We start from the raw sequence: 17,575 nt of genomic DNA on the forward strand, positions 1-17,575 counted from the left end.
AGAACCAGAGATATCCCCAGAAGCACTAGAAACCGCAGAAAATTTTACTACTGCTATCAATAATTTTCATTGGCGGGCTGACTATTTGAAATTCTGTGAAGTTCTAGGTTTTACACCAGATAACTATGCTGAGGAGAAATACCAGCAATTTCGAGAATTGGTTAGCTATTTAGACTGCTTTGATAAGGAGGCGATCGCCAAAATGATTGAGGCAGGGAAATAAATTATGATTTCAACAATACCAACGCAAATGATAGATCCGCCTTGGGATAGCGCGATTAGTTCAATTGAAGCTTTTGTTTCCCCTACAATCCCATTTAATAACGGACTAATTCAACATTTGAATTTTAACGATAATGTTTGGGAAGTTGCCCTACATTGGCTAATTAAGAAAAAATGGCACTCAAAATACAAAATACCAGTAAGTCGCAATATTGCAACAAAAATTGAGCCGTTGGGTGAACTTTTGCTACAAATACTAGAAATTTGCTCACAAGTCCACCTTATGTATCCATCTGGATACACAAACGCAACTGAATGGTTTTATCATATTGTTTTGGAGATGAGAAATGGCGATATCAATGAAATTTGCACTCCTATTAAAAAAGGTGATGGCAAATTTAAGCATTGTTCTGAAATCAGAAGCCATGTAAAAGTTTTAAAACAATACAAAAATCCTTTCGATTCAGCGCGATCGCCACACACTTACAGATTGATTGAAGCTTCAATCAATCTATCTCAAAAGTCTGACAAGTTCGATGATGGGTGTTATCAACCTTTGATCAAGGCTTATTCCTCTTGGGGAAGAAACTTGCATGATGATGTTAATTGGCAGATGCTTATAGTCGATAAAGAGAAACTTTTTATACACGCTGGCAAGGGGAGGGGAAAGGTGAAAATAGCCTAACGCCAATGTGATTTCTACAACCCTTACAGCACAAGGCTTTCAGCAGGTATTGACAAAATGTTTTTTTAAAGAAGAGAAATGTTATCAATATAACTAAGCCGAAAAAAATCGACTTAAGAACCTCGCCAGCTAATCAAAAACGATTCGTAGTCGTTTTACTGCTTCGGAACTCAAATCGAAACAAAATAATAAAATTACTTGACACTTATTTTAGCGATTGATACAGATTTCTGCAAATTATTAGCTGGCAAGGTTCCGAAAATCACCAAAAGGAACCTTGCAAATGGAAAAATCTGCCACTGGGGAAAATAGAAGAAATTGCGAAAAAGCCTTATTTAGAGCTAATTCTAGCAGTTTCAAGCCTAAATATCAAGCATTATGCCAGCACTGCGGCGGCGAATTTCGCCTAAAGGTGGTGAGCGATCGCCGGAGAGGGACAAAATATTTAAGGGCAGGCTGTTGTGACGCTGCTTTGCGTCCTTGCCCTGATCCCGTTGAGTTGATGCGATCGCCTAAACTCACCTTAGATGAACGCCAGTTTCTACAACGACTGATAGGACTTGAATGGTTTTCTGGTCAAGTTGCCGCCGTACTTCTTCAGATTGAAGACAAGGCTAAGGCATCTGGGGAGGTATCAGCATGAGTAAGTTTACTACCTGCTCTCCAGAGAAAAAATGCCGTGTCTGTCGTGGTATCTCCCCAAACTGCCGCGAAGGTGACAAAATTAGTCTATGTATGCTCTTTGCCAATGCCAATATTGGCGAAATTATAAATGGGCATAAACTCCTCAAACACAGTAAAGATGGGATGTGGGGAGTTTTCAAGCTTGACAATACTCAAGAGTGGAGTGAGCAGCAGCGAGAGCAGTGGAGGCTAGACAGAGAGCGAAGAAAGCAACACCAGAAATTTGAGGACGACCTACGCCAAAAACAATCACTTTCAGTTATTGAACGCGATAAAGAATACCAGAGATTGCTTGGCGAACTAACGCTTCACCCAGAAGATGAAAAAGAATTACTGCGTCGAGGGTTTACTCACCAAGAAATTCAATTAGGTGGTTGGAAATCAGTAGATCGATACCACCACCTAAAGGAGCAGTACAGCCATTTACTCCCCGGTATCTCATCTGATGGTCAAGTAATTCTTACAGACTCTGGTTGGCTATGTCCGGTCAGGGATAAGGACGGACTAATTGTAAGTATCCAAGTTCGGTTAAGGGTAGTGCCTATAGGTGAAGGGCGATACCGTTGGTTATCCTCCAGAACTCAAAATAATCCGAATGGACAATCACCCCATGTTTACCCATTTGGGGCTAATGACGGTGAATTACCTTTAGCGTGTTTCTACCCCGAAGGAAAGCCAAAAGGGATTGCTTTGGCAGAAGGAGTTGGGGCAAAACCTTTTTATGTTGCCCAGCGATTAGGAATGTTGACACTGGGAGCAGCAGGTGGACAATGGGGATCTAGCCCCGTAACCTTCAAAAAATCGCTCGACCATTTTTCTGAAAAAATGGATGGACTCAAACACCTTGCCATTTATCCCGATGCCGGAGACGTTCTCAACCGATCGGTAATGGAAAGATGGCGCAAGGTTGTTTCACTCCTAGAGAAGTGGGGATGGACTGCTGATTTTGTTTGGTGGGGTCAAGTCACAAAAGAAGCAAACGATGCTGACGAACTCAGCTACAAAGAATTACAAAATATTTCCTACATTACACCTGATTATTTCTGGGAGTTAGCCAAGGAAGAAAGACGAAAACTTTCTTTATCCAAAGTTTTACTTGAGGATGAAAATCTACCTGATGGTCATTCACAGAACTGGCGGATGTGGTTAAATTCTCGCAGATATACTCCTGATATCATCGTCAACCAAGATAAGTTTCAATTTCCACTAGGACTCCCCAAATCTAATGCAATTATTGCTGTCAAATCGGGGTTGGGAACCAATAAAACAGGAGCGATGATTCTCGAAATTCTAGAATCAGATATGGGTATGCGACTAATTGGCTACAGAAACAATCTGTTATCTCAAACCATCTATAGAGCAGATGGCAAAGTCAAACTTTATCATTTAAATGAAGAAAACGCGGGAAATCTCATACCAGATAAAGACACACACTTGGTATTTTGCCTTGATTCGATAGAAAAAGTGGATGGCTATTTTGCGGGAAGAGATATTTATCTAGATGAAGCTTGCTCTGTTCTCTTACACGCTGTAAATGGTGGAACACTGGGGGATAAACAAGCCAAAATAATCAAAATATTTAAACGAGCGCTAGAGGTGTGTAATCGAATATTTCTCCTAGATGGTAATCTCTCTGATACCTACGTTGACTTTGTAGCAAAGATAGCTAAAAACAAGCGAGTAATTAAAATTGAAAATCAAAAGAGAATTCCACCACACAATATCAAATTTGTTGTAGGTATCGACCCCGAAGGCGAAATTGAAAGGCGTGATAAATCAGCACTTGTTCAATATATTTGTTCTGAAGGTGTTAAGCCTTGGATTGCCTGCGATTCTAAAGAATTTTCAAAAGTTTTAGATAGACTCCTCAAAGACTTAGGTCGATCTGGATTTTGTTTAAATTCAGAAACTGCTGGTGAAGATTGGGCGAAGGAGTTTATGAAATTTCCTGATTTGTTCATAGAATCTCGCCGCCCAGATTACATAATAATATCGCCTACAGCAGAGTCAGGAGTCAGCGTAACAACGAAACATTTTACGGACAAAATGACATTTTTTGTAGGTGTTCAGGCAACTAATGCCCAACATCAACAGATGTTTAGGCTTAGAGATGATTCAATCCCTCACTATGTAGTTTGTCCTGAATATTCATCAATTCAAGATAGGTCAACGCCCAAAACCTATCAACTAAAAAGACATTTAGAAATTTTAGAGGATCGAATAAATCAATCAGCGATGATGGCTGCATACGATTCAGGCAATCCCGAACGAGTTACGGAAGTGATTACTAAAGCTCTTGCAAGAAATGACCATGATTGGTGGCATTTTGCAGGACAACTAGGAGTGCTGGATTATTTCGAGATGCAGAATCTGAGATTATGCTTAATTCACGCATTAGAAGAGGCTGGACATAATGTTGAGATAATAGAATGGGAAACTAGCGAAGAGTTCATAGAACACATTAAGGAAACCAGGGAAACAGTTCAACGAGAACACGCACAAGAACTTTTCGCAGCAGAACCTTATGACACACTTGCGGAGGCTAATAAATTAGCAAAATTCGATCAACGCAAGCCGATACGAAGAAGAATCGAAAAAACACGCTTTTTGGATAAGTTGTCAGATATTGAAAAGAGCGAGGTCTACAGTGCAGATTTTATTTACGAAACTTATGTCAAAGATAAGCATTTTATCACTCAACACCAACGGTTTTACATTCTAAATAATTTTGAAATTTCTCAAAAACGGCATGAAGTTGATTGGTTTTATCAAGCCACGGGTCAAGACTTCTTTCGCGCTCGAATGAAAAAAATATCACACTTGGATATTTGGGCACTAAAAGAATTAAATGTACTGCAATTCACGAGTGGTGAATGGCATAAAGATATGCCCGAAGTAATTACCTTTATTGAGAAGGCACGACAACCGGAAATAGTAAAAGCATTGAATCTAAAACCAAAACCAGATTCAGCAACAGGGCAAGAAAGAATAACATATATTTCTGTCTTGCTGGCACTTATTGGTTTTAAATTTCAAAAACCTGAGCAAAAAATGATAGGCGGGGTGCGGCAACGAGTTTACACTATTAGTTCTAAAGTCATGAATGACCCCAATCGGCTGGCGGTGCTAGCAGCAATTGAAAAGAAAATGACTTGGTGGATGGCAGAAAAGAGCAAAGTCGATTGGTCAGAGCAATCTCTAGAACAACCCATCGCCCAAAATTCTCCTTCCGAAGCAAATATATGTTACCTGCACACTACCCCCCCTATTTATATAAACCAGGGTAGTGGTGTGCAGGCTGAAAGCCATCCAGAATCACCTATCGACCTGCACACTACCCCCCCTATTTATATAAACCAGGGTAGTGGTGTGCAGGCTGAAAGCCATCCAGAATCACCTATCGACCTGCACACTACCCCCCCTATTTATATAAACCAGGGTAGTAGTGTGCAGGCTGAAAGCCATAAACAGGAACCTGTTGACATCTTAGAGTTCATGACAAAGGAATCCTTGCAGCGTATTGCTGACGATTTAGAGACTATAGCCACAACTGACGATAGCCAGGGACTAGAAATGCTAGCAGATATTCGGCAATGGATGCCAAGTGAAGCTTTAAAAGCTGCTGCCAATCTCCTACCGAAGCCAGTACGGAGTCGAATTGCTGAGATGGTGAGGTTGCAAGATTTTCCGATTCAAACAAAGCCCACTCATCAGCAAAAAACCCTTATAGTAATACCGCGCTTGCCACAAGGGGTTAAGACGAAAAAGGTTCCGGTTCTATCCCTGTCCAAAGAAGAACAGGAATTCTCAAAATGGTCAACATTACCAAGTTTGAAAAAAGTTGCTAATGAATTTTTAACGCCACTAACACAATACCTTCCCGATCAGGCTATCGAGAAAATCAAGCATTTACTAACGTTTATCCCATCTAAAATTTTGGGTATGGCTGCTGAGTACTTGAAAGGTGAAACAAGGCACACAATTGAATCTTTGTTACTGCAATTTGATATTGTTTTGGATTTATAGTTTTATTTTGATTAACTCGTTTCCTTTAAGTTTCCTTCAAGTTTTGAAAATACAACTGCCTTAATTCAGGTTCAGAAAGCTTGCTTAGTTCTACAGTTTGTTTACCGTCTTCCATAGGAAATGGGAACTCATCTTTTGTTTTTTCATCTGTGGGAATAGGCTTGCCCAAACGCGCCCATTCCCCAACGATTGAAATAGCCCGTAATTTATCGACTTTCTTTGTTTCTTGATCAGTGAGGATATCTTCTAGATTATCCAAAGCTAAGTCAAGCAAGTCGTTGATCCGTTCCGATGTAGCATTTTGTACCGTTGCGACAATTTGACTGTCCGTAGCCTTAATTTCAGCGCACGAATTTATTTGAATTTCATAGTCTCCACGCCAACGAGATAGGGTACGGGTAGATATGCTGATCTCCTTAGAAATCTCTGGATGGGAATAGCCACGAGCAAATAGGCTAAATGCTTGCTCTTTTTTCTTTGATTTATTGGATCGGTTTATGTTAGCCATAGCCAAATTAGCGCCAGCAATAGACATTAAATCAATTCTAATTCGTTTAAAAGCCTTACTGCACAAAGGTTTAAGCCTTTTTCACTTCAAAATCAAAGCTAATGCGATCACTAAAGTCAGGCGATCGCCTTCCAAGCCCTTAAAGTCCACCAAGCCTACAAAGGCAGGGTAGAGAACAATAAGAAGCCATGCAGAGGCAAGGGGGGCGTGTATAGGGGTTTAGGCGAATTGGATTACATAACCCAATACGGTTCAGTTAAGGCTCAAACAGTTGTAAATTAGGTATTGTTTCCAAAAATGGAAATCAAGTACGGTGCATCTGAAAGAATTTTCCTTAATGTCTCACAAGATACAGAGTACTGAGATATTCAAAGCAATAGAGATAGCTATTCCAGCAACTTCAATCGAAGAGGCGATCGCTAAAACTAAGGTCGAAGAGGAACGTCATCGCTCGTTACCAGCACAACTGGTAGTTTGCCTGATAATAGCAATGAGCCTGTGGTCGAGAGATTCAATGCGGGATGTACTAAAAAATCTCATTGATGGTCTTCCAGAAGCATGGATAAAAATTGGGAAATATTGGCGTATCCCCTGTAAATCGGCTATATCCCAAGCCAGACAGCGATTAGGAGCAGGCGTGATGAGACAATTGTTTCATCAGTTGGTGCGACCAATGGCAAATAGCGAAACAGTAGGAGCTTTTTTAAACGGACTACGAATCGTAGTAATTGATGGAACCTGCCTAGATATCCCAGATAGTGATGAAAATGCAAGGGTTTTTGGTCGCCCTGGTAGTCGTTCTGGCACACGAGCGGCATTTCCAAAAATTAGATTAGTCATTTTGGTAGAAGCAGGAACACATTTAATTTTTGATGCATTAATGTGCCCATATCGGATTGGAGAGCGAGTCAGGTCACTAAAATTATTACGCTCGGTAAAATCCGGAATGTTGTTGATGTGGGATAGGGGTTTGCATTCCTACGCGATGGTAGAAGCAACGGTAAGTAAGGGTTGTAATTATTTAGGAAGAATTCCTGCCAATGTTAAATTTTTAAACGAAGAAGTTTTAAACGATGGTTCGTATTTAAGTTATATTTATCCATCTGGCAAGTTGAGAAAAAAAAGGTTTTGAGCCAATACAAGTACGAGTTATTGAGTACACGATAGAGAATGCTGAGAACCCCGAAAAACAGATTAAATATCGTTTAATTACGAGCTTATTGGACATTGAAAAATTCCCAGCCCAGTTACTAGCTTGTGAGTACCATCAACGTTGGGAAGTTGAGAATACGATTGATGAACTCAAAGTACATCTTTTAGGGCGAAAAACTCATATTCGTTCTCAAAAACCACGGGAGGTTGTGCAAGAAGTTTACGGTTTATTATTAGGGCATTGGGCTATCCGGTTGTTAATTTTTCAAGCTGCAAACAGCGCAGATGTTTCACCCTTACGTCTAAGTTTCACTGGAACATTACGAGTTGTTCGTCGTGCCCTCCCAAAATTCCAACGTTTACAACCACAAGAACTTCCCTTTTTTTGAGTTGGTTAACTGTGGAGATTCTCGACCAAGTTTTACCTGAAAGGGTTCATAGAAACAACCCAAGGGTTGTAAAAAAGCCTGTATCAAAATTTCGCTCAAAAAAAGTTAAACACAGAGGTGCTGGAATAATAATTAATCCTCCCGTGTTTATTATTTCAAGCACTGCATAGCCTTAACTGAACCGTATTGAACTATAAAGAAAAATAAATTATGCACTACAAAGATACCCAGCTATGATTTTTTGTGTAAAAAGCTAGTTAGACAAGAATATTTAGTTTCAATTTTATTTAATTATTAGAACAGCAGTATGTCCAATAATTAATCAAATATTTTTAAGCTAAAGAATAATATTTTTGACAAGAATCAGGAAGGAACTGCAAGATTTGACAACGTTCTTCTGTTAAGTTAAGAATTCGCGGAATTCCTTGTGTAATCAGAATGTGAACTCCTTGAAAACATTGAAATATCCAGCGCAATGTAGGACGTTCAGTTGGTTTATTCAATTGATTTTTAACTGTAGCTTTTTCGGTTTTTAAAGAGCTTCTTAGTTGTCTTTGTCCTAAATTGTAAACCAAAAGACACAATCCCATTAACATCATCATTGTCTCTACTCGTTCGGGATTTTTCACAAAAAGACTATCTGCAAAAAATAAAGGATCTTTGATAAATCTAAATCCTCGTTCTGAGGATTGTTGTTGTTTATATATTCTCAGTAGTTCTGAGGCTGATAACTCTGTTGCATCCCAAATATTAGTTGCTAAAATAAATCTCCCACAAGAGTTTTTATTTTCCGTAATTAATTCCTGATTTTCTATCAATTCACCTACAATATAAATTACTTTTTTATCTTTAATTTCCTTCTCAATAATTTTGACTCCCGATATTTTATGATATTTTAGTTGGGACTCAAGTTCTTTAATTTTAGATATCGCTGACGATGACTGTTCAAATTCAGATGAAGCTAACTTAGTTATTTGTTTTCCAACCTTTAAGAATTCTGACTTAATTTTCTGTGTCAATTTATTCAGGTCTGCTTTTTTTCTGTCTTCACTTTCTACTAATAACCATCTTTGTTCTATTCCCCCATAAGTCACTTTTTCTTCTTGATGGCTATATCCTTTTATTTCACTTTTCTTTAGCTCTGTACTGAAGAATGATTTTACCAAAGCTTTAGCTTTTTTAATGGATAATGGTACTCGACTTATCCATTTTATGTTCTCCATTAATTTCAAGTTATTCTCGCTATATAAAGCACTATCAGCTACCATGATGCTTTCAAAATCTATTTGTTTAGAATACTCTACTAAAATTTTGCCAAAAACAGCTTTATCTGATTCATTTCCCGACCCTCCCCTAAAAAACAATGGAATATCTCCATCACTACTTACTATTAAATCTAAAATACATTGCTTTAAATCTGGTCTATGGTCACGAGAATATCCTTGTGTGATTACAATCGGATTATATGAAATTATTTCTAATTCTTTCTCCTGATTATCTAGGCGATTATTGTATTCTCCATGCAAATGCAATGAAGTTGAATCTAAGTGAGAATACTTGGTCGATATTTTATATTTTTTGACTACTTCTAAGGCAATTATTAAGAATATTTTAGTCAGTCCATATCTGTATAACTTATCCATGACTCTTCCCAATTTATCATCGTTTAATTCTTCTGGTTTAATTCCTTTTCCTAATAAATGTTCTATAGCTTTATCTTCAAAAAACTGGGAAAATAAATATAATGGTTTTGAGACAAAACCAAGCCCATTGAGAATGATTGCTTTGACTACTTCTCCTGTATTGATTTTCTCTCTACTATCAATTAAAAATATCTCATTGATTTTTTCTACGATTCCTATATCATCAATTATTCCTGCTACTATTCCCAAGTGATCCAAGTTTTTACTCTCAAACTCTTCTTTTTGGTAATCCATATTTTTATTTTCTGCAAGTTTTTTCACTCATTCTCTCACTTTTTCCTGATGAATTTAGTGTCTAGACCTTACAGATTTCCATTAGTCAGTAATCCCTGTATATTACTCGTATTCATCACCCACTCTCTTAAGTATTTACTCGCAAAAAAATAGCAATATTTAATGCTAATACATATATTACAAAATGAAGTGCGGAATGTGGGATAATAATCCGGCAGAGTTAGCTGCCAGGACTATGGTGCAGCGATGTAATATTAGTTATGCCACTCAAACTCTAGAAGGTACTAAGGCTTGGGATACTTTTATGTCCCTTGTTGCCACTACTCGTCAGTTAGGAATTAGCTTTTTTGAGTATATCCGTGACCGCATTTCTCAGCTTGGTCATATTCCCTCTTTGGCGACTATTATTCTTGAACAATCTGTTCTTCTTCCCTTGGACTTGTCCTACTAGCTAGAATCACCCTACCCCTACTTATTGAGCCGATACAAAAAGGCGATTTTCGGGCTGACGTGTTCCAGTACCTGATCTCGAACGGCTGTTTCGATTCCTTCAAAGGTTTCGATTTTTGAGGATGGCGTGTTTTTATACAAAATCTTGGCAATGGCTTTTACGTGAGCATCTAACAGTTTTTTATCTTCAGGGGTCATTGGCTGCTGACAATTTTCTTTTGATATTAATTCTCTCGAATTCTGGTCTTGATGTACAGCCCCCCTTTCTTCGCGGGGATTCATCGCGAAGAATATTGGCTTCTCTCCCTCTTTTTGCACATTTGGGATGCTCCCCATTCAAATGAATTGAGAATACCACTTCACCCCATTTTACTGATTCTTACAGAACCGATTTTACATCAAATCTTCTTTACATACATCTATTGCATTGATATCAACCTAACAATACCTCCCTTTTTCTGCATCCATATAAGTTACATTTTGTCAAAACAAATTAGATGCGTTTCCCCTGTTAAGATGGGTTGTATAAAGATTTATAATTGATTTTCAGAATTTTTTGAACTAAGTATAATATGTAATTAATTCATCCTAATGAATAAAGTTAAGTAAAACTGTGTGTTACTCCGCGTTTACTTTGCGCTCTTCTGCATTTAAAAACGTGACGATTTTACGCACGTAAAGCTTTACCAAGACTCAATTTCAAATAAGAGCATTGTTGCAAATGGCATTTAAAAGATTGTAATTATGAAAACTTTTTTTGCATTAGCACTAACCCTATCAGCGCTTCCTATATCTATTTCCGCGTCAATTAATCCTGCGAATGCACAGTCAACTCCTGTTGAATCAACTGTTTCAATACGAGCATTTAATTTTCCTAGCTTCTATATTCGTCATCGCTTTTTTCTTGGCGAAATTAGCACCATTTCAAATTCTTTAGACAGAGCAGATGCAAGATTTAGAGTAAGGTCGGGGTTATCGTCTTCTAGCTGTGTTTCATTTGAATCCTCAAATGTTCCAGGATACTACTTAAGACATCAGAATTTTAGAATTAGATTAGCTCCTAATGACGGTACTACCCTGTTTAGAAATGATGCAACCTTTTGTATAAAACCAGGTTTAGCAAGTTTAACAGATGTCTCTTTTAGCGCATATAATTTTCCTAATTACTATATACGCCACAGAAACTTGGAGCTATATATTAGCCCGTATAGCACTGATAGTGTGTTTTTAAACGATGCCACTTTTACATTAGTATCACCGTTCAATCTCTAGTTATAGAGAATAGCAGCATCCTTGTACAACAGACATCTCCAGAAATTAAATATGCGTTATCTGAAACTCTTCCTTGTAGCAATATCTTTGCCAAAATAAGAGCCTACTAAAATTTTGGCAAAAATGGCAAAAAGACTGATACAAGGGCCTTTAGTTTACAAGGTAGCTTGGAGACTCGAACCCTTTACCATGCAGGTGATACGTAAAAAAAGCTTGCGGGAAACCTTGAAGTAATTTTTAGGACTTATTGTTTTTGCCGAACCCAAGAGACAAGGGAGTTAATATATCAACTTACCCTTGTAAATTGGCGAAGGTATTGTCAAATAATAGCAATTACCGTTGCACTTGAAACTGAGAAAAGATAGCGCCCGTCTCCCTTCAATTGCTTAAAATATTACTAGCAATGCTTGCATAAATCTCAAATGTCAAACGAATAAATTAGGTGAGCATCACATATACAGAGTAAATACGAGACATCGGCATCACTTGAGAGTTTCAGGTACGCATCCCTGTTTACTTTTCCAAAAGTGTTGCCCTCATTTAAACTATGCCCTTTTGTGTAACAGCAGTAAAGAGTGAAAAGTTGAGTAAAAATTATGTTGGCAAATAAAGTACAGAAAAGTTTATTGGTTGCAGCTACAGTCTTAGCTACTTTGTCGGGATTAGATCCAGTTGTCCAAGCCCAGTTTACGGTCGAAACCCCGTCCTTACCAGTAAACCAGTCTGCCTCCACTGGCGATGCTAACGCGTGTGCATCTCTCACTACCGCGAGTATTCAAGCGGTAATTGACAAGATTATCGAAAGTCGTAATAAGGCACAGATCGATAACTCTGCCAATGGCGTAAACGGAGCATACGCTAGCGCAGCAAAAGCCAATCTCGATCTTCTGACAGTTGCTCGTGACAAAATGCTTGAACTTAGAGATTGGCTTTATACCGCCGGAGTCCTCGATCCTCCACCATTTGTCACCAACACAAGCGCGGCCTACAACGTCCACAGCTATGTAAGAGAAGCCGTAGTTAACCTCCATTACGCGCGTCACTGGGCTACCATCAGCGCTGTTTACCATAAGAGCGCGAACGCTCGGAACTCTTACGAACTTACAACGCAGTCCCTCGATTTAATCGAGCCGCTGGGAGCGCAGGCAGGACGTTGTTATATGTCTGCTTACAAACCCTTCACCAACCCATAATCTGTCTTTGAAGGGTCGAGTAGGGAGGACAGGGCAAACGCATCTTGTCAATAAGGTGAAAAAAATCTAGTTTATTGACAATAATTGCCATAAATTCGAGCTTATTGATAATAAATTGACTTGGAAGTGTTTGCAATAATTTGTGCTTTATTGAAAAAAAGTAGTCTGGGCATAGGGTCGGATGAAGTTGAATATCCGACGAATATTCTCTGGCAAATTTAGATGCGTTTGCCCTGGGTGCTCCCCTTCCGTTGCAAGGAGCACGAGAGGTTTATAAAATTTTTGATGGCTACTAGCGATCGCCCCACTATTAACAGTGGAGCAATCAAAAGTATCCCTCTTCTGTCACTTTCCGGGTATTCTTAATAAAAGGATTAAAAGAAAAAACTCTGGAAGGTAAGCAGGGCAATGGATGTAGAATTACAAATCCTGAAACATTTGGCAAGAGACGCCCACCCAACAGTTGCGATCGTAGATGAATATTGTGCAGAGTATAAATATCTATTTAAGGAAGTAAGAAACTATGAGTGCTTCAAATATTTACACTTAGGAATAATATCAACACTTAAAAGGAAATCGTTACCAGAGATAGCGAAAGTGGTGAGTATAAACTCAGCCCAGTCATTACATCATTTTTTAGCAAATTCAAATTGGTCAGTAGATAAATTAAAACAACGAAGATTAACTAGATTAAAGAAAGCATTAGATGGAAATGCCATTACAGTAGTAATAGATGAAACAGGAGATAGGAAAAAAGGTAAAAAAACTGATTATGTAGCCAGACAATATTTAGGGAGTGTAGGGAAGGTAGATAATGGGATAGTTTCAGTAAATGCTTATGGGGTTTACTCTAACATAACTTTTCCATTAAGTGTAAAAGTATTCAAACCAAAAGGGACGCTTAAAGAAGGAGATAAATATCAAACTAAAATAGAATTAGCGTCAGAAATAATTACAGAATTAATTGAAGATGGGTTTAATATCAAACTAGTACTAGCTGATAGTTTATATGGTGAAAGTAGCCAATTTATTAGAAAATTAACTGAATATAACTTAGCCTATGTGGTAGCAATTAGAAGTAATCATGGAGTCTGGTTACCAGCCGAACAAAGGGTTAGGGCGAATAAGTGGTGTAAATTCTCCAGAACATTTAGTAATCAAAAATCAGAAACCAGATATATTCGAGAAATAGTTTATGGTAAAAAAAGACCCATAACATACTGGGAAATAACTACTGATCCAGAAACCATGCCGGAAAATTCTACTTCATTCATCATGACGAATCTGCAAGGGAATTTGAAGAAGACTTTAGGCGACCTCTATGGATTAAGGACATGGGTAGAATATGGTTTTCGACAGTGTAAACAGGAACTAGGTTGGACAGATTATCGTTTTACTAATTTCCAGCATATTGAGAGGTGGTGGGAAATTATTTTTTGTGTTTACACAATGATTAGTTTAAATTCTCCAGTATTTTTAGACTTAAATAAATCTTGTCAATTTGAGACTGAGATACAAGAAGATAGTTCGGTTGATTTTTCCAATCATAAACAATGGAATCATGAATGTGGATGGAAGAACATTTTAAATAATCTGCGTCTAATTATCCAACCACTCTTACTATTTTGGTTGATTTATCCTTGGCTAAATATTTTTCCCAATTCACATTTATTGCTGGGATTCAATCATTTAATTGCTGCAATGAATCAATTTAAACCTTGTTATGCTTCTGGATGATTTCACTTATTTACTACTAGCTCACTCCGGAAAGTGACAGAAGAGGGATATCTAACTAGATTTTGATAATAGTTAGAGATGCTTCCAGTCGTTGTACAACCGATATATCACTAGCATCCTGTGATAATCGGTAGTAGTTACCTGAATGCATTTCAAACACTTCCAAGACTTTTTCTTTAGAAAGCTTGCGAACCTGTCTGCTAACCGTATTCGGCTTATTTTCTGATATTTCAGTAATATCATTAACCGTCAACCAACTAGATGCTTCTTTAAGCGCAATGTAGGTTTTGAGCAATACTGGCGTAATCATCTTTATACTCATGATTTTTTGGTAAAGATAAACAATCCCATGCCTTGCCAATCCAATACCTTGCCAATCCATGCCTTGCCAATCCTAGATGAACAATTCTAACATAATCAATTTTGTTGCGATCGCCTCCCGCCTCCCTCCCCTCTCCCCTCAATCCTCAATGCCCCACTTAAATCACGAGTAGGGTTAATTTTGGCATTTTAGGCGTATGTGTGGTGCTGGCTGTGGGATTACTACCCGAAAACTGGTGTAGGCGATTGTGGCGCGGGTAGTGAGGTGCGATTGGGAGGAGTGCGATTGTGAAGGGGTACGATTCTGAAGGGATGCGATCGCAACGAGAACACCGCAGGCATCGCACCAAGGCCCAACGCCCAATGTCCAATGCCCAACGTACTACAAAGTCTGATTTTTTGGGGTAAAGCTGTCTAAATATAAAAAGCCAAGAATGTATAAGATTTGCATCACTCTTCTTAAGTTTAAGTACTAGCCAGAATCACCCATCGACCTGCACACTACCCCCCCCCTATTTATATAAACCAGGGTAGTGGTGTGCAGTATATATTTAGGGGGGTGTTTCGCAACTAGCAATTTTTTTTCGCATTAAGCAAAATGCGGTTTTTGTATTACAACTGTAGTATAAAGGTGAGGATTTTAGTCTAGCCAACGAGACGCGGCAACGCCGCCGTCGAGTAGGCAACGCAGTTGCCAGTCAAACCCACAGGGTATTTCTCAGTGGTATGCGGCGGCGGTAGGAAAGATTGAGGCGATCGCAAAACCATAGACTACCCCAAGAGAATTTCTCAACTTGTGGTGAAAAATCCAATAGGTGAGATTTGGGGAAAATAGGAGTGCAAGCGATCGCCAAGTGGGAAATTTTGACGGCGGGAATTGGGTATTGGTGGCGTAGCTTGCCGCCGTAGGCATCGCACTAGGGTGTTGACTTTGTAAGGAAATCGCCGAGAAAACTTCATACAATATCTGTGTCTTCACTGAAAGTCGAAAATACAGTTTTTCTTTTTGAGAGCATGGACTGACCAAAAACTTGGGATGACCAGGACTGAAGGTCAAGATAGCGAACATTTTCTAATGCCTCCAAAACCTGAAAAGCTGCCAAATTCATCGTACACAAAGAAATATTCAGAACCATCTGACCTATCTGTTTAAGAGGACATCTAGAGGAAAAATGTTTGTATTTACCAAAAATAGATTCAATGACATCAGAAGTCGCCAAAAAAGTTTTTCCTGTGGGAATTAGAGAACTTTCGGTTGTAATATATTCAAGAATATTATCTTGAAAAACCGAAATAAAATTAGTTGACGTTGAGAATTGGTTCTTCTCAAACTCAATTCTCGATTGTTGGTTAATTCCGTTGATTTTAAGTTGCTTTTCCAAAGTTCTAGTCATCATCACCATTTGACCCCATAAGCAAATAACTTCCAGATAATCTCTTAACCAACCAAACTTCATAATTAATTTTTGATTGAGGATTTCTCTTTCACTATTTGGTACTAACTTAAGTAAAGTATCGATTGGGCAGTTCAAAAGCTTCTGCGCCCAATCAATTAACTTTTCAACATTAAAATAACGACATCCAGAACGTTGAGATGGAGGAGAGAGAAATGATAATTCTGTTTGTTGTAGTTGATGTCGGCACTGGTTACACTTTTGGATAAAAGATTGATATTTTTCCGAGGTGGCTAACTCATGTTTAAGTAATAAAGCCATTGCATGAGTAACATCATACGTATAAATAACAGAAGGATATTTTGAAGAGTAAAGTTTAATTCCTTTTTCGAGGTCACTGCCATGATCTGCTATTATTTGTATTGGGCAACCAACTAGCTCAGTCAATTCACAAAGCTTTTGTTCAATTAGTTCCCCTCTTGTTGAGTCCATAATTTCAAGTGCTAAGAGTTGGACATCATGGTGTTTTAGCCCTCGTTTTGAACTCAAAACCACTGATTCCAGATATTCTTGAGCAACTCCTAAAATCACCAAGCATTTTTGCTTTCCTAGTTCTACTGTTAGGTCAATAATAAAAATCCAATCAGTTCGATATTGTTTTACTCTTTGAAGCTCATATAATCCAATCCTTCCTAACCAATTTCTCACACTACTGAAACTCGGACTCTTCTCTTCTGAGTCCGATACTTCCCACTTCAAGTTTTTTTCAATTCCTCGGAAACTACTTCCAGAATCAATTGCTTGTTGTACTGCTTTTTGTATTGTTCTCAGGCTGTAATGATGCCCAGTAGCTGTGACAGTTTCTATTTGTTCTGAAACTTCTTCCCCTTTTTTTGTGCATCAACTGAGTTGGCACCATGTACACGTAATTCTTTTTCGGCTTTCATAGCACGCTTTTTCCAATTCTCCCTTGAAAGCGATAAATCTCTAATCTTTATTTCTAGCGCTCTCAGCTTTTTTTGTCTTTCAAGCGCTGTTTCTTTCCAATTCTCTCGACTTTGTTTAAACAGACGAATCAATCGGCTGGACGAACTTTTTAATTCTTTCATTAACCACCATTAACCACCAATTTATATGGGATATTTTGAGACATCTATTCTGTATGAAGAAATATCACCTTAAAACACCCAAAGTCAACACCCTAGCATCGCACGGCAGGAGACGCGGCAACGCCGCCGTCGTTCGGCAACGCAGTTGCCAGTCCATCACAGCTACGCCACCACGCCGAACGCGGATATCCCTATACATAGCCACTAAAGAACAGATTTAAACTCAATGACTATACAAGAGGGCGATATAAATATACGAGAGGATAATATAGGTATACAAGAGGGTATATCCCCACTATGACTATACGAGAGGGTTAACGCATAAGTATACAAGAGGGTACGTCCCGCACCATACCTATACGAGAGGGTTAGCGCATAGGTATACAAGAGGATATGTTTCTATTATGCCTATACAAGAGGATTTAGCTACTCCTTGGTTACATTCCTTGTTCTCTAGAGAACAAGGAATGTAACCAAGGAGTAGCTAAATCCTCTT

Annotated in this window: 16 protein-coding genes and 2 pseudogenes; 10 read left to right on the forward strand and 8 right to left on the reverse strand. The window is 38.5% G+C overall.

The window, feature by feature from the left end; translation table 11 throughout:
• The 4 genes from VE944_RS09845 to VE944_RS09860 form a co-directional block, all read left to right on the forward strand.
• Window positions 1–223 (forward strand): hypothetical protein (locus VE944_RS09845; RefSeq protein WP_324975897.1); only part of this gene is annotated, 223 nt, incomplete at its 5' end.
• A gap of 3 nt (window positions 224–226) precedes the next feature.
• Window positions 227–907, forward strand: coding sequence for a hypothetical protein (locus VE944_RS09850; RefSeq protein WP_324975900.1), 681 nt, complete (start codon window positions 227–229; stop codon window positions 905–907).
• A 283-nt stretch (window positions 908–1,190) separates the two neighbouring features.
• Window positions 1,191–1,550, forward strand: a complete 360-nt coding sequence (locus tag VE944_RS09855; protein WP_324975903.1) for a hypothetical protein — start codon at window positions 1,191–1,193, stop codon at window positions 1,548–1,550.
• Window positions 1,547–5,617 carry a plasmid replication protein, CyRepA1 family gene (locus VE944_RS09860; RefSeq protein ID WP_324975906.1) on the forward strand — a complete coding sequence of 1,357 codons (4,071 nt, stop codon included), beginning with the start codon at window positions 1,547–1,549 and terminating at the stop codon, window positions 5,615–5,617. The genes VE944_RS09855 and VE944_RS09860 overlap by 4 nt, the downstream gene beginning before the upstream one ends.
• A 25-nt stretch (window positions 5,618–5,642) precedes the next feature.
• On the opposite strand, the gene VE944_RS09865 is transcribed toward VE944_RS09860, so the two are convergent.
• A complete protein-coding gene (locus VE944_RS09865) occupies window positions 5,643–6,125 on the reverse strand; it encodes a helix-turn-helix domain-containing protein (RefSeq protein ID WP_324975909.1) in 483 nt (160 codons plus the stop codon).
• On the opposite strand from VE944_RS09865, the gene VE944_RS09870 reads away from it, so the two are divergent.
• Both VE944_RS09870 and VE944_RS09875 read left to right on the forward strand, forming a co-directional pair.
• Complete coding sequence (locus tag VE944_RS09870; RefSeq protein WP_324975912.1) at window positions 6,115–6,297, forward strand: hypothetical protein; 183 nt, start codon at window positions 6,115–6,117, stop codon at window positions 6,295–6,297. The genes VE944_RS09865 and VE944_RS09870 overlap by 11 nt on opposite strands.
• 141 nt (window positions 6,298–6,438) lie before the next feature.
• Window positions 6,439–7,666, forward strand: a pseudogene (locus VE944_RS09875) (IS4 family transposase).
• 332 nt (window positions 7,667–7,998) lie between these two features.
• Here VE944_RS09875 and VE944_RS09880 read toward each other — a convergent pair.
• On the reverse strand, window positions 7,999–9,603 hold the full coding sequence (locus VE944_RS09880; protein ID WP_324975945.1) for an IS1634 family transposase: 1,605 nt from the start codon (window positions 9,601–9,603) through the stop codon (window positions 7,999–8,001).
• A gap of 196 nt (window positions 9,604–9,799) precedes the next feature.
• Between VE944_RS09880 and VE944_RS09885 the strand changes: the two genes are divergently transcribed.
• Window positions 9,800–10,054: a hypothetical protein gene (locus VE944_RS09885; RefSeq protein WP_324975915.1), complete on the forward strand. Its 255-nt coding sequence runs from the start codon at window positions 9,800–9,802 to the stop codon at window positions 10,052–10,054.
• Between the two features lie 38 nt (window positions 10,055–10,092).
• On the opposite strand, the pseudogene VE944_RS09890 reads toward VE944_RS09885, so the two are convergent.
• Window positions 10,093–10,251 (reverse strand): annotated as a pseudogene (locus tag VE944_RS09890) (ISKra4 family transposase); the annotation flags it as partial.
• A gap of 546 nt (window positions 10,252–10,797) precedes the next feature.
• Between VE944_RS09890 and VE944_RS09895 the strand changes: the two are divergent.
• The 3 genes from VE944_RS09895 to VE944_RS09905 all read left to right on the forward strand — a co-directional run bounded on the left by VE944_RS09895 (window position 10,798) and on the right by VE944_RS09905 (window position 14,255).
• A complete protein-coding gene (locus VE944_RS09895) occupies window positions 10,798–11,325 on the forward strand; it encodes an AbfB domain-containing protein (RefSeq protein ID WP_324975918.1) in 528 nt (175 codons plus the stop codon).
• A 596-nt stretch (window positions 11,326–11,921) separates the two neighbouring features.
• The gene (locus VE944_RS09900) at window positions 11,922–12,518 is read left to right on the forward strand and encodes a hypothetical protein (RefSeq protein ID WP_324975921.1); all 597 of its coding nucleotides are present in this window, start codon (window positions 11,922–11,924) and stop codon (window positions 12,516–12,518) included.
• Between the two features lie 408 nt (window positions 12,519–12,926).
• Entirely contained in the window at window positions 12,927–14,255 is a 1,329-nt protein-coding gene (locus VE944_RS09905; protein ID WP_324975924.1) for an IS701 family transposase, read from the forward strand.
• A gap of 55 nt (window positions 14,256–14,310) precedes the next feature.
• Here the strand turns inward: VE944_RS09905 and VE944_RS09910 are convergent, their stop codons facing one another.
• The 5 genes from VE944_RS09910 to VE944_RS09930 all read right to left on the reverse strand — a co-directional run bounded on the left by VE944_RS09910 (window position 14,311) and on the right by VE944_RS09930 (window position 17,284).
• Window positions 14,311–14,637, reverse strand: coding sequence for a hypothetical protein (locus VE944_RS09910; RefSeq protein WP_324975929.1), 327 nt, complete (start codon window positions 14,635–14,637; stop codon window positions 14,311–14,313).
• A gap of 657 nt (window positions 14,638–15,294) precedes the next feature.
• The gene (locus VE944_RS09915; RefSeq protein ID WP_324975932.1) at window positions 15,295–15,555 is read right to left on the reverse strand and encodes a hypothetical protein; all 261 of its coding nucleotides are present in this window, start codon (window positions 15,553–15,555) and stop codon (window positions 15,295–15,297) included.
• Entirely contained in the window at window positions 15,533–16,678 is a 1,146-nt protein-coding gene (locus VE944_RS09920; RefSeq protein WP_324975936.1) for a hypothetical protein, read from the reverse strand. Before VE944_RS09920 ends, VE944_RS09915 begins: the two co-directional genes overlap by 23 nt.
• Window positions 16,679–16,833: 155 nt before the next feature.
• Window positions 16,834–17,079, reverse strand: a complete 246-nt coding sequence (locus tag VE944_RS09925; protein WP_324975939.1) for a hypothetical protein — start codon at window positions 17,077–17,079, stop codon at window positions 16,834–16,836.
• A 64-nt stretch (window positions 17,080–17,143) separates the two neighbouring features.
• Entirely contained in the window at window positions 17,144–17,284 is a 141-nt protein-coding gene (locus tag VE944_RS09930; RefSeq protein ID WP_324975942.1) for a hypothetical protein, read from the reverse strand.
• Between the last annotated feature and the right edge of the window lie 291 nt (window positions 17,285–17,575).

This window comes from Nostoc sp. (genome assembly GCF_035638895.1).
Lineage (GTDB): Bacteria > Cyanobacteriota > Cyanobacteriia > Cyanobacteriales > Nostocaceae > Nostoc.

What these genes read in the sequence shown, in the direction of transcription:
- VE944_RS09850 (WP_324975900.1), top strand. Translation starts at nt 227, where the DNA reads ATGATTTCAACAATACCAACGCAAATGATAGATCCGCCTTGGGATAGC.
- VE944_RS09855 (WP_324975903.1), top strand. Translation starts at nt 1,191, where the DNA reads ATGGAAAAATCTGCCACTGGGGAAAATAGAAGAAATTGCGAAAAAGCC.
- VE944_RS09860 (WP_324975906.1), top strand. Translation starts at nt 1,547, where the DNA reads ATGAGTAAGTTTACTACCTGCTCTCCAGAGAAAAAATGCCGTGTCTGT.
- VE944_RS09870 (WP_324975912.1), top strand. Translation starts at nt 6,115, where the DNA reads ATGTTAGCCATAGCCAAATTAGCGCCAGCAATAGACATTAAATCAATT.
- VE944_RS09865 (WP_324975909.1), bottom strand. Translation starts at nt 6,125, where the DNA reads ATGGCTAACATAAACCGATCCAATAAATCAAAGAAAAAAGAGCAAGCA.
- VE944_RS09880 (WP_324975945.1), bottom strand. Translation starts at nt 9,603, where the DNA reads ATGGATTACCAAAAAGAAGAGTTTGAGAGTAAAAACTTGGATCACTTG.
- VE944_RS09885 (WP_324975915.1), top strand. Translation starts at nt 9,800, where the DNA reads ATGTGGGATAATAATCCGGCAGAGTTAGCTGCCAGGACTATGGTGCAG.
- VE944_RS09895 (WP_324975918.1), top strand. Translation starts at nt 10,798, where the DNA reads ATGAAAACTTTTTTTGCATTAGCACTAACCCTATCAGCGCTTCCTATA.
- VE944_RS09900 (WP_324975921.1), top strand. Translation starts at nt 11,922, where the DNA reads ATGTTGGCAAATAAAGTACAGAAAAGTTTATTGGTTGCAGCTACAGTC.
- VE944_RS09905 (WP_324975924.1), top strand. Translation starts at nt 12,927, where the DNA reads ATGGATGTAGAATTACAAATCCTGAAACATTTGGCAAGAGACGCCCAC.
- VE944_RS09910 (WP_324975929.1), bottom strand. Translation starts at nt 14,637, where the DNA reads ATGGATTGGCAAGGTATTGGATTGGCAAGGCATGGGATTGTTTATCTT.
- VE944_RS09925 (WP_324975939.1), bottom strand. Translation starts at nt 17,079, where the DNA reads ATGAAAGAATTAAAAAGTTCGTCCAGCCGATTGATTCGTCTGTTTAAA.